Source organism: Psychrobacter sp. A3 (assembly GCF_028823565.1).
Lineage (GTDB): Bacteria > Pseudomonadota > Gammaproteobacteria > Pseudomonadales > Moraxellaceae > Psychrobacter > Psychrobacter celer.
Map to the genome: position 1 here is coordinate 1 of NZ_JAPEHS010000079.1, position 11,419 is coordinate 11,419.

Annotated in this window: 13 protein-coding genes; 4 read left to right on the forward strand and 9 right to left on the reverse strand. The window is 47.5% G+C overall.

What is annotated here, in order from left to right; genetic code table 11:
- Window positions 1-2,250: transglutaminase family protein (locus tag NK638_RS10020; RefSeq protein WP_274632908.1), on the forward strand; the 2,250-nt coding region annotated here is incomplete at its 5' end.
- A gap of 68 nt (window positions 2,251-2,318) precedes the next feature.
- Window positions 2,319-2,609 (forward strand): DUF4031 domain-containing protein, encoded by a 291-nt coding sequence (locus NK638_RS10025; protein ID WP_274632909.1) that lies wholly within the window; start codon window positions 2,319-2,321, stop codon window positions 2,607-2,609.
- Window positions 2,610-2,893: 284 nt separating this feature from the next.
- Here the strand turns inward: NK638_RS10025 and NK638_RS10030 are convergent, their stop codons facing one another.
- Window positions 2,894-3,808 carry a LysR family transcriptional regulator gene (locus tag NK638_RS10030; RefSeq protein ID WP_274632910.1) on the reverse strand — a complete coding sequence of 305 codons (915 nt, stop codon included), beginning with the start codon at window positions 3,806-3,808 and terminating at the stop codon, window positions 2,894-2,896.
- Between the two features lie 200 nt (window positions 3,809-4,008).
- Here NK638_RS10030 and NK638_RS10035 point away from each other — a divergent pair, with 200 nt between their 5' ends.
- Complete coding sequence (locus NK638_RS10035) at window positions 4,009-5,139, forward strand: S-(hydroxymethyl)glutathione dehydrogenase/class III alcohol dehydrogenase (RefSeq protein ID WP_274632911.1); 1,131 nt, start codon at window positions 4,009-4,011, stop codon at window positions 5,137-5,139.
- An 88-nt stretch (window positions 5,140-5,227) separates the two neighbouring features.
- Here NK638_RS10035 and NK638_RS10040 read toward each other — a convergent pair whose 3' ends face one another.
- The 8 genes from NK638_RS10040 to NK638_RS10075 form a co-directional block, all read right to left on the reverse strand.
- Complete coding sequence (locus NK638_RS10040) at window positions 5,228-5,674, reverse strand: HAD family hydrolase (RefSeq protein ID WP_274632912.1); 447 nt, start codon at window positions 5,672-5,674, stop codon at window positions 5,228-5,230.
- A 31-nt stretch (window positions 5,675-5,705) separates the two neighbouring features.
- Complete coding sequence (locus NK638_RS10045) at window positions 5,706-6,359, reverse strand: DsbA family oxidoreductase (protein WP_274632913.1); 654 nt, start codon at window positions 6,357-6,359, stop codon at window positions 5,706-5,708.
- A 189-nt stretch (window positions 6,360-6,548) separates the two neighbouring features.
- Entirely contained in the window at window positions 6,549-6,761 is a 213-nt protein-coding gene (locus NK638_RS10050) for a hypothetical protein (protein ID WP_274632914.1), read from the reverse strand.
- 320 nt (window positions 6,762-7,081) lie between these two features.
- Window positions 7,082-7,699, reverse strand: coding sequence for a hypothetical protein (locus tag NK638_RS10055; RefSeq protein ID WP_274632915.1), 618 nt, complete (start codon window positions 7,697-7,699; stop codon window positions 7,082-7,084).
- A gap of 41 nt (window positions 7,700-7,740) precedes the next feature.
- A complete protein-coding gene (locus NK638_RS10060; RefSeq protein ID WP_075100532.1) occupies window positions 7,741-8,364 on the reverse strand; it encodes a hypothetical protein in 624 nt (207 codons plus the stop codon).
- Window positions 8,365-8,528: 164 nt separating this feature from the next.
- The gene (locus NK638_RS10065) at window positions 8,529-9,278 is read right to left on the reverse strand and encodes a PhnD/SsuA/transferrin family substrate-binding protein (RefSeq protein WP_274632916.1); all 750 of its coding nucleotides are present in this window, start codon (window positions 9,276-9,278) and stop codon (window positions 8,529-8,531) included.
- 3 nt (window positions 9,279-9,281) lie between these two features.
- Window positions 9,282-9,776 (reverse strand): PAS domain-containing protein, encoded by a 495-nt coding sequence (locus NK638_RS10070; RefSeq protein WP_274632917.1) that lies wholly within the window; start codon window positions 9,774-9,776, stop codon window positions 9,282-9,284.
- Between the two features lie 74 nt (window positions 9,777-9,850).
- Window positions 9,851-10,213 (reverse strand): roadblock/LC7 domain-containing protein, encoded by a 363-nt coding sequence (locus NK638_RS10075; protein ID WP_192995985.1) that lies wholly within the window; start codon window positions 10,211-10,213, stop codon window positions 9,851-9,853.
- A 646-nt stretch (window positions 10,214-10,859) separates the two neighbouring features.
- On the opposite strand from NK638_RS10075, the gene NK638_RS10080 reads away from it, so the two are divergent.
- Window positions 10,860-11,419 (forward strand): Glu/Leu/Phe/Val dehydrogenase dimerization domain-containing protein (locus tag NK638_RS10080; protein ID WP_274632918.1); only part of this gene is annotated, 560 nt, incomplete at its 3' end.

Consider the following 11,419-nt stretch of genomic DNA (forward strand, 5'->3'; position numbering starts at 1 on the left):
ATAAAAACTGCCAGCTTTGAGCAGCTGGCCTTGGGTCATCATCGCAGTGCACAGATAGTACACGGCGAAAAGCCAAGCGGATATGCCAAATTTTTTGCTTTGCCTGCCTATTATTGGGTGTTGATCGCCCAAGTAGTCATTATCTTACCGCATGCAGCCCATCTGCCATTATGGCTAATGGGGTTTGCGGTGGTCAGTATTATTGCTCAGCTGCCGCGTGTGAAAGCGCGATTTAGAAAAACAGCGCATCTAAAACGCGTCTATCAGGGCATGCAGATGCTCGGGTTTTTGTTAGGGCTGGCAGGACTATGGCTGACTTATCACACCGCTTTCGGCCTCGATATGGGTGTGGCGTTTTTGGTGCTATGCTTGATTAGCAAGCTGTGGGAGCTCTATAAGCGCCGTGATGCCTATGTGGTATTAAATTTATCGCTATTTGTCCTCGCCGCACTGTTTTTGATGGATCAGGGCTTGGTCACGACGTTTGAGGTAATCGTGGGGGCAGTGACGGTGCTGCTGGCCTTTATTGCGTTAAATGACGACGGTAATATGCGCGGTGATGGTCGCTTGCGTACTTTAGGTGTACTGGGTATTGGCGCATTGCCATTATTGGTCGTGCTGTTTTTGTTTTTCCCGCGCCTGCCACCGCTATGGTCAGTGCAGCTCTCAGGTCAGCAAGTGACCACGGGTGTCTCTGATAGTATGTCACCCGGTGATTTTGCCAATTTGGGACAATCGACCGAGCTTGCATTTCGGGTAGAGTTTGTAGATAACCGTCCCCCACAGCAGCAGCTATATTGGCGCGGCTTGGTCTTTAGTGAGTTTGATGGGGTCACGTGGCGTCCTAGCCCTCAGCAACAAGAGTGGCGGCCTGCACCGCAAACGCCTGCTTGGATTGAGAATGCCTTTGCAACTATCCCTGATGAAGCGAAAGTTGCGCCGACCAACTATGAGATTATCCTAGAGCCAACGCAGCAAAACTGGCTGTTTGGGCTTGATTATCCGTTTACGCAGCGCCAAGACGTCAAAATCACCTCAGACTTTACTTTATTAAAAGATCAGCCGGTGACTCAGCAGCTGCGCTACGACGTATTGCAGTTTGCACCGATGCGTATCGACCCTGTTCTCTCTGATGAATCACGCCGTCTCAATCTTACACTGCCAGCTGACGGCAACCTGCAAGCGCGAACTTTGGCGCAGCAGTTATTCGCTCAGTCAGGTTCAGACCCTGTGCGCTATATGCAGGCGCTGGAGCGCTGGATTAACCAAACGGACTTTCGTTATACACTGTCTCCGCCACAACTGAATAATAACCGTATCGATGAGTTTTTATTTGAGACCAAAGCGGGGTTTTGTGAGCATTATGCTTCCAGCTTTACCTTTATGATGCGCGCCGCTGGTATTCCAGCACGCGTCGTGGCAGGCTATCAAGGCGGCGAGCCCAGCCGCGGTGGTAATGTTTGGGAAGTGCGGCAAAAGGATGCGCACGCTTGGACGGAGGTTTGGCTTGACGGTCAAGGTTGGCTACGTGTCGATCCGACGGCTTTTGTAGCGCCTGAGCGTGTCGAGCAGGGTATGGATGCACTGACGCAGTCGCAAGGCGCGGCGATGTTTGGCGACGGTGCTGCTGCCCAAGTCAGCTATCAGCAGTATCAGCTGCTACAAACCTTACGCCGCCTCTCCGATCAAGCCAGCTATTATTGGCAAAAAGATGTCGTTGGTTACGATCAGGACAAGCAAGCCGACTCGCTACTCAAATGGTTTAATATCCGCTCAATCATGCAGCAAATTATATGGCTGACGGTCAGTGCTATCATGGTGATGGCTATAGTCATCTTAATCATTTGGCAACGTCGCCGTAAGCGTTGGCATCCAGCAGACCTACCACTTGCACAGTTATCAAAACGTATTGGTAAAAGTGATAAAGAGTTGGCTCGTCAAGAGAGTGAAGGGCAGCTGGCTTGGCTTGAGCGCTTGGCAATAGCGGTTGATGGCCGAGAAAATGATTCAAATACTGATATCGACGCTGATATCAATGCCGATACCACTGCTAAAAGTAGTAATAAGAGCAGTAAAGTGAGTAAGCTAACAGATAGCGGGCATTCAGAGATTGTACAAGCAAAAATCTTGCAAATGAGGCAGAACTATCGGCAGCTGCGTTATGGACGTCTAAGCAGCCTTGAAACCAATGATAGCGAGTACCAAACTATCCTAAAGCAGCTTAAGAAAGATGCACGTGAATTGTTCTAATGGCTGTTTTGTGAAAGCGTTGTTTAGCACATGATAAAATAGCTATTGATAATAAAGGAGGCGACTCTATGGCGATATATGTCGATTTTATGCAGATAGAATTTAAAGGCTATAAATGGTGCCACATGCTGGCAGATAGCCTACAAGAGCTCCATGAGTTTGCCGCCTTGATTGAGATAGATACGCGGTTGTTTCACCGAGACGCCAGCTATCCGCACTATGATGTGACAGTACAAATGCGCAAAACGGCGATTGAATATGGCGCTATACCTGCCAATCGAAAAAAGATTATTGAATGTGCAAAGAAGCTAAAAATAGAATTACATGAGCAAATCGCACGCGCTGAAGGCTGCGAATAAGCGCATTCTTTCAAAGCAGAAAAAAGGTGGGTCATGCGTTTGCAGCCTACCTTATATGTCAACGTGGAACTGGTATAAATTTTCTTTGCGTGCTGTGCCTGCGCCGCTCGATGCTGCATAAAATTTATCCCAGTCTCACTGTATCGTTTTTATACTGAACTCACTATATAAGTACTCTTTGTATATCAAAGCGCGATGCTTTATAGCATTGTGCGTAATAAACCATGCATAGTAAAGGCGCGCGTGACAACTGGATCTTATCAGCGATGATGTAAGAGCGCCAACTATGCCAGACGCGCTGCCAGATAATCCACCAGCAAGCGAATCTTTGGCGATAAATGACGATTGTGCGGATAAATCGCCCAAATGCTTTCTTCAGGCTCTCTATAGTTATCCAGTACGCTGATCAATGCCCCTGAGGCCAGATATTGCTGCACATAATAATCAGGCAGCTGCACGATACCTAGACCCTTTAATGCTGCATCCACTAAGCTATGACCGCTGTTATATTGCACGCTGCCTGAAACGCGTAGGTTTTTTTCTGTATCCGTTGGTTTGTGCGCTTGCTGACCCACTGCCTTGTTAGCCTGTTTATTATTTTCGATAAAGTGCCAATAATCACGTGTACCAAGTAGGCAGTTATGTTTGTGCAGATCAGACAGTGTGTGCGGTGTACCATATCTTTTTAGGTAAGCAGGTGCAGCGCAGACAAAGTTGGTACGGCGACTGAGTTTTTTTGCCATCATGGTTGAGTCGCTTAATTTGCCAATACGCACCGCTAGATCATAGCCGCCCTCTATTAGATCTATTTTTTGATTGCTCAAAAAGGCCGTCACTTCGATATCGCGGTATTGCACCATAAAGTCATTGATTAGGGGCAATAGTTGCTGCTCGCCATAGGTGACAGGGGCGGTGAGTTTGATTCTGCCTTGCGGCTTAGATTGTAAGTTACTCACCGCTTGCTCGGCGGCATCCAAGCCATCGAGCACGCCGCGGCAATGCTGATAAAACACCCGCCCTTCTTCTGTGAGCGATACCTTCCGTGTCGTACGATAGAGCAATTTAATATTCAGGCGTTTTTCTAACGCGCTGATCTGCCGACTGACCTGCGCGGTGGAGATGCCCAGATCCTTTGCCGCTCGGGTAAAGCTCTCGTATTCAGCTACGTAGACAAACTCACTAATGCCATCCCAGCGCATGATTATTACCACTGTGAAAAAGATATTTGCAAATATAACACATTGTTATCACAGCAGAAACAACTATAATGGAAAATATAAAATCAACGCCTATAGACGACTCAAACTAGCGCTTGCTTCTACAGTGTAAGCGCTATAAGTTAAATTGGTCTGAGCGTGATTAACGCCATCACTTATTTATGATTACAAGAGAGAATACTATGTCAGATAATTTTATTAAGTCCAAAGCCGCCATCGCGTGGGGGCCAAATGAGCCGCTATCTATCGAAGAAGTCGATGTGATGCTACCCAAAAAAGGTGAAGTGCTGGTAAAGGTCGTCGCCAGCGGCGTTTGCCATACCGATGCGTTCACCTTATCTGGTGAAGACCCAGAAGGCGTGTTTCCTACGATTTTGGGTCACGAAGGTGGCGGTATCGTCGAGCAAGTCGGTGAAGGCGTGACCAGCGTGCAAGTCGGAGACCATGTCATTCCGTTGTACACCGCAGAGTGCGGCGTCTGTAAAATGTGTCGTTCAGGTAAAACCAACCTATGCTCGGCAGTACGCGAAACCCAAGGTAAAGGCCTGATGCCAGATGGTACCACGCGTTTTTACAAAGATGGTAAGCCGATTTACCATTATATGGGCTGCTCGACTTTTTCTGAATACACGGTGTTGCCAGAGATTTCATTGGCCAAAGTCAATAAAGAAGCGCCATTAGAAGAAGTCTGCTTGCTGGGCTGCGGCGTGACCACGGGCATGGGCGCTGTGATGAATACTGCCAAAGTCGAGGAGGGCGCAACGGTTGCTATCTTTGGGCTGGGCGGCATCGGACTGTCCGCTATCATCGGCGCGCAAATGGCCAAAGCCAGCCGTATCATCGCTATCGATATCAACGAGAGCAAGTTTGAGTTGGCCAAAAAGCTTGGCGCGACAGATTGCATCAACCCAAAAAATTATGATAAGCCCATTCAGGATGTCATCGTCGAATTGACCGACGGCGGCGTGGATTATTCGTTTGAATGTATCGGTAATGTCGATGTCATGCGCTCAGCACTAGAGTGCTGCCACAAAGGCTGGGGCGAGTCGGTCATAATCGGGGTCGCAGGCGCAGGCCAAGAAATCTCAACTCGTCCATTCCAGCTAGTGACAGGCCGTGTTTGGAAAGGTTCAGCATTTGGCGGGGTCAAAGGCCGCAGTGAGTTGCCCGGCTATGTCGAGCGCTACCTAGCAGGTGAAATTCCGCTACAAGATTTCATCACTCACACCATGCCGTTAGAAGACATCAACGAGGCCTTTGATTTGATGCATAAAGGTGAGAGTATTCGTTCGGTGGTGCACTTTTCTGAGTAAACATTAAGTTGAGCAGCAAACGATAAGCTGAAAATACCGCGCCTATTATGGGGCGGTATTTTTTTATGCTCAAGACAAACCATAGCGATTAGCCTTGCGCGCGATGAATGATTTGCTCTGCAAGCGTAGTCAATCCTGCCTGTTCTAGTGGCGTAGGGGCGGCGCTGGGTGCTGAATTGGTCAGCGTCACCAGACGAAACCCTGCCTCCCGTAGTTTGGTCAATGCTGGGACGGCGTCAGAGTGCGCAGGCATGTTGCTCATATGCGCTTTTAACTCATCGATATCGTCCTCTGTCAGCGTGATTTGGTGGATGTCAGCGCTCATCTGTAATGCGCCGATACCCAGCTCACCAAAAGGCGTGTACAGCCCTGATAACGTCATGGTTTGCGAGTATAGCACCAGCTGGGCAAACCACTCTCTGAGCATGTTTTCGTCACCGAATAGGCGTACAAATAACGGCGCTAAAGTGGTTATGTCGAGTAGTGTCTCGTTGACATCAAAGACGATAACCGCGGGTGTTGGGTGAGCGTGCATAAGATATCCTTTCATCGACAACGCTTAGGGTTTAGTCTGGCATATGGGCCAATTGCCCTAAGATATTGAGGTAATTGTCTACCCCTTGCGCGCCGCTTACTAAATGACGCTCATTAAAAATCATCGCTGGCACACTTTGAATGCCTTGCTGCTGCCAGTGCTGCTCTTCTGCGCGTATCTCTCGAGCAAAACGCTGGTCTGCTAAGACCGCCAGTGCCTCGCTTCTATCTAAGCCGACCTCTGCTGCGATATCGGCCAGTACCGCGTTATCCGATATATCGCGGTTGTCCGTGAAGTGCGCTGCAAAAAGCGCTTGCTTTAACTCATGTCTGTGGCCTTGTTTTTCGGCCCAGTGCAAGAGCTGGTGCGCATTAAAGGTATTGTGCATCCGTGTGTCGTCGTTGAAGTGAAACTGAAAGCCGACCTCATTTCCCGCCTCTGTTATTCTGGCACGGCTGGCATCCGATTCTGCCTTACTTGAGCCATACTTTTCCATGATGTGCTCACGCATATTTTGTCCTTCTTTTGGCATTTTTGGGTTTAATTCAAAAGGGTGCCAATGTATCTCATGGTCTGTATTGCTTTGCTCAAGCGCTGCGGCCAGTTGGCGGTAGCCAACGACGCACCAAGGGCACACCACGTCTGAGACGATGTCGATACGTAGGGGAGTGTTGGTATTTTTCATATCTATCTGCCTGATATTATTTATATAATTGATATTGTTCAAAGTTATTTGAGGTTTATGCGCAATTGCTATCTATCAATTCATGCTAGAAGAATGATATTGCGATTGCAATCATATTATTAAATAAACTTTGGTTTGTTTTTTTTTGACCAAGCAATGTCACAGCGGATTTTACAAACCCCTAATGGCTCACTGGATCACGCGCCAGCAGTGGCAAGATGCGGCCAGCACGTCAGGCGTTTTGTTATTGTTTAAAGTGGTATTACGATCAAGGAAATACTCAACCGTCGGATGATAGTCAGTTGCAGTAAAATCAGCACGTCTGTGGTTGAGTAGCAGGCTAGACAACGCCATGCCGTAGCCGACTTCTAAGATACGCTTACAAGCCACAAAAACAGACAAGTAAAGGTTGGCATACGTCAAAGGTCAGTATGACGCAATACGGTGCCAGCTACTGTTACGTATGAGGGTAGTATCGTTGCGAAGTGTGCCGCCGTCAGCTATCTCTTTGCTTATATAAAAGCATGGCGGTATGGTATAAAGATAAAGGAGGGCGTTGTGGATAAAAAGAGCGCGCACCGCACCAAGTTGTCTGCTATAAACGCAAACATAGAAGTGGGGTGCGTGCCTCTTAATGAGAATATGATACGTCAGTCATGTCTATTTTTATGTTTATAAAAGTCATGACCGTCACGAGTTATGAGCAAGTACGCCATAGATGCTTAATTTAAAAATCGGAGTCCAGAGGTTTTGAGTGCCCAAACCAGCTCTACAAAAGCGCGGCTATTGGTGAGCGGCTCGCCATCGATGATCAGCACATATCCTGAGCCATCAATCCACAAAAACACAAAACTGGTCTCAGGAATCAACAAGTCAACCTGCTGAAAAAACGAAATTGCTTGGCTTTCTACTGCCCAGCCGCGTTGTTTTTGGCGCAGCATAAAGCCTGAAAAGTCAACACCCGCCGCCACACTCAGCATATCCGCTTCTTCTTGGTTATAGCCGATGCGCGCCAGACAAAAGCCCTCATCAGAGCCGATAGCGGCACGGCGTTTACCAGATAGACTTGCGACGACATAAGGCAAAAACTGATCCAATGGTAAGTTGGGCGCGGGCAAAAACAGGGACAACTTTTCGATCCAGCCGGCCTCTATAAAGCGCTGTAACCACGTCTCAGAGTAGCGCTCTAGCCAATCAGCGGCGAGTAGGGTTTGCTCATAAGAGAGTAGGTCTTGTAACGATAGCTGCTCCTCTGTAGGTTCGCTTTGGGAAAATGCCTCAAAAATACCGGCTGGGGTTAGGGTAAGATAGGTTTTATCAGCATTTAAGTAAGAGGACATAGCGGCTACCATTGTGATGAAATTATAAAACAGGCAATAAGTTAAGTTTTGATGGTTTTGGTTTGGTCAAGACGTTGTTGGCAGTTGTTCCAGCGCTCGTCAAAGTGCCAGTCGCTTTTGCCTAAGCGAAACCAAACCAAAGAAAAAGCCAGACGGTCATTGCGAGCGATACAGTGGGCAAAAAACTCGTTTTCGATTTGTTCAATCGTGCCCCAGTCCTCCTCGGCACGTGCTTGCATTAGCTCGGCGGTGATGTCTTTGGAGATTTCTTTGGCATCGTCGCTACTGATGCGCAGTCGCTGTTTTTGCTCATTGAGCGACGGCGATATCAACACACTCCAACGCGTCGCCAGCATACTGTTGCGCTGGATGTAGCGTTTTTTGTCAATGCAGTCGCGAAAGCCTTGTGCAACATGAGGGTACAGACGGTCTTTAATACGGGTAAATAGGTTATTGACATCGTAAGGAATATCGTACCAGCAGCCATAAAAAAAATCTGCCACCGCGCCCTGTAGCGGCTCTTTTTCGCTCAGCAGTAGGGCAGCATTGATACGCTGCTCATGAAAGTGACGATTGGCAGGTGCCAAAAATACTTTGCGTGAGTAAAAGCGAAACGCACGGCGCGCCTCGGTCTCGGCTTCTTTGATCAGATCTACATCAGACATAACAGGATCCTTTAGGTCACATCTTCGTTGCGGTTATTCTTGCCTTGATAGCGGCTGCGCCTATGGTGTTGCGTTGTATGGACATGACCCAATAATCACGGCGATGACGACTGTCATCGACCATGAAAAAATAAAATCAGCCAAAGCAAGATAGCAAGTAACGACTAATCAAGCAAGGTTTCCATCAAATCAATCATAAACTCGGCGTCTTCTTCATCCATGGCCTCAAATCCTTGCGGCATACCCAGCTCGGCCAATGCTTCTTGACCGTCTGGGTCGTTGTGCAGGTTGAGGATGGCATTCATAAAGATATCGGTATCTGGAAAATCGTCTTTGATCAGCAGTACATGACTGATATCAGCCAAATCACTTTCGATCAGTACCGATAGCTGAGTTTTGGTCAGACGAGAAAAACCGTGAAATACCTCTGCCAAAAAGAACGCTGCCTGCGCATCGCCTTTGATGACTTTACGCGCGGCAGCTTGATATGTTTCGGTGACATCCCAGCTCAGATCAGACTCTTCTATATCGACAGCCTCAAGCAGGCGCAAACCGATCAGCTTGACATCGCGGTTGTTTGCCATCGCGATGGTGGCACCAGCTTTGATATCTTCTAAGGCGTTGATGTCGCTGTTGGCACCAGCGGCGATGACCATTTCGTCAGATTTGCCGATAGGACGTGCGACCGCTTTGTAGCCTTGTTCACGGATCAAAGTTGCCGCATCAAAAGGGTTGGCATAGATGACCTGAATGTTCCCAGCCGTGATGATTTGTTGTTGCTCTGCGTGTGAGGCTGGCGTATTTAGGTGCATGTTTAAGTTGGCACGCTTTTGAATCAAGGTGTTAAACATATGCCAACCTGCAAAACGCTCAGGCGAAAAATCAGGGGCGATTAACATATTGTGTGTCGTCATGATTTAGCCTTCCTCATTTTGTTTCATTTGGGCGTACTGAGCCATTGCCGCTTCGATTTTGCTGCGTGATGGCTTACGGCGTACTGAAGTATATCCTACAGTTTCGCCGCGGCGAACATTGGGCACGACCGTGGCATATACCCAGTAGTGACTGCCGTCTTTGCATAAATTTTTGACATAGCCATGCCATTTTTGTCCAGACTCAGCAGTATCCCACAGGTCTTTGTAAGCGGCTTTTGGCATATCAGGATGACGCAGAATATAGTGCTGTTGACCGATGAGCTCATCGATATCATAGCCACTAATCTCGACAAAGGCGTCGTTGACGTGAGTGATAATGCCGTCTAAATCGGTACGCGAGACAATGAGTTTACCATCTGGGTAGGGACGCTCTACACCTGTATCATAGACAGTCCGAGAGGTGCCATCATAGTAAGTCAGCGTCATCTGCTCAGCTGGCATATCCGGCTTTGGTGCATCAGGGATTGGAGAACCCATAGTAATCTCCTTTATTTATCGTTGTATTTATCTATCGTTGTATTCGTCGTGATTGACTGGCAAATAGTGATCGATTAAATAAGTTTTGCTAGGGCTTCTGAGGCGCGTTTGATGTCCAAAAAGATCAAACCGAGCTTGGCGTTTGACTTGGCCATGATGGTCAATACCGCTTCATCGCCTGCTGAGGTCATGATGACATAGCCTTTTTCGCCTTGGATCATAATACGATCGATACTACCACGCGCCAGCTCGCGACCTGCACGGTCACCCAATGACAATAAAGCGGCTGACATAGCGCCAACACGGTCTTCATCAACGCCTAACGGTAGGGCTGATGCGATCATTAAACCATCGTTAGAAATTAGGGCAGATGCTTCGACATCGGCAGATGAGCTGTTTAGGTCTTCCAAGATTTGCTGGAACGAATCTGTACGCATATCATTTTCTCTATCACAGGTTATTGAATGGATGAGATCACTATCAGCGACACTAAAAAGGGCTGAAGCAAACGTCGATCATTATAAACCCTTACTACTTATATTGATATATGTTACAGCAAACAAATGGCTGGGTTCTGCTATTTTTTGACCGTCTAGTTGTCATTATCAACCTTTTATCTGTTGTTTTTAATTTTAAGACGAACTAAAGTTGGCGATAGGGTTTTATTCTTTCTATTTGGCTCAGCCACTTGCAATCAGACAGTAGGCCTGTAGCAATTTTTGTTTCATTTACCCAGCGCTTTACTTTATGTTCTCAATGCCTAGCAGCCTGCGTAGCGGCCAGACAAACGAATGATTTATACACAAAACGTTGACCATAACTTTTCATGATGGTGATATTCACTAGACTTATACGCCAAAAAAATGATATATAGTTACAGGATAGAAACGGTCATTGCTACTGAGCGTCTTGTTCAGGCGTCACATTATCCCGCTTTTCTACTCCCACGAGCCTCTATATACCGCAGTGTATAGGGGCGATTGTAGTCTTACATCAATGTCCATAATCCCCTTCGTTTGTTGCCATACGACGCGACATCGATGTAAATAAACACGTCCACCATTTTTACCCTAAGGAACCTATATGAGTATCAGTCAGGCCATCGAAAAAGTCGAAGCGCGTTACGCCCATCAACCTGAATTTGTCCAAGCCGTAAAAGAAGTGGCACTGACTATCGCGCCTATATACGATGCCCATCCTGAATTTCAAAAAATGAAGATATTCGAGCGTTTGGTTGAACCAGATCGTATTATCTGCTTTCGCGTCAACTGGGAAAATGATAAAGGTGAAGTACAAGTCAACCGCGGCTGGCGTGTCCAGTTCAGCAACGCTCTTGGCCCTTACAAAGGCGGCGTACGGTTTCATCCAACCGTCAACCAGTCAGTGCTTAAGTTTTTGGGCTTTGAGCAAATTTTCAAAAACGCTTTGACAGGTCTGCCGATGGGCGGCGGTAAAGGGGGCGCTGATTTTGATCCTAAAGGCAAAACAGACAGCGAAATTCGCCGCTTTTGCTATGCGTTTATGCGTGAGCTGCACCACTATGTCAATAAAGACATCGATGTGCCAGCTGGTGATATCGGTGTCGGCGGCCGTGAGGTCAGCTATATGTTTGCCATGTACAAAAACTTAACGCGTGAATACGG

Excerpts from the sequence above, each read along its gene's own strand:
- NK638_RS10045 (WP_274632913.1), bottom strand. The coding sequence starts at position 6,359 with ATGAAAAATACCAACACTCCCCTACGTATCGACATCGTCTCAGACGTG.
- NK638_RS10075 (WP_192995985.1), bottom strand. The coding sequence starts at position 10,213 with ATGCGTACAGATTCGTTCCAGCAAATCTTGGAAGACCTAAACAGCTCA.
- NK638_RS10035 (WP_274632911.1), top strand. The coding sequence starts at position 4,009 with ATGTCAGATAATTTTATTAAGTCCAAAGCCGCCATCGCGTGGGGGCCA.
- NK638_RS10060 (WP_075100532.1), bottom strand. The coding sequence starts at position 8,364 with ATGTCTGATGTAGATCTGATCAAAGAAGCCGAGACCGAGGCGCGCCGT.
- NK638_RS10065 (WP_274632916.1), bottom strand. The coding sequence starts at position 9,278 with ATGACGACACACAATATGTTAATCGCCCCTGATTTTTCGCCTGAGCGT.
- NK638_RS10040 (WP_274632912.1), bottom strand. The coding sequence starts at position 5,674 with ATGCACGCTCACCCAACACCCGCGGTTATCGTCTTTGATGTCAACGAG.
- NK638_RS10030 (WP_274632910.1), bottom strand. The coding sequence starts at position 3,808 with ATGCGCTGGGATGGCATTAGTGAGTTTGTCTACGTAGCTGAATACGAG.
- NK638_RS10025 (WP_274632909.1), top strand. The coding sequence starts at position 2,319 with ATGGCGATATATGTCGATTTTATGCAGATAGAATTTAAAGGCTATAAA.
- NK638_RS10070 (WP_274632917.1), bottom strand. The coding sequence starts at position 9,776 with ATGGGTTCTCCAATCCCTGATGCACCAAAGCCGGATATGCCAGCTGAG.
- NK638_RS10055 (WP_274632915.1), bottom strand. The coding sequence starts at position 7,699 with ATGTCCTCTTACTTAAATGCTGATAAAACCTATCTTACCCTAACCCCA.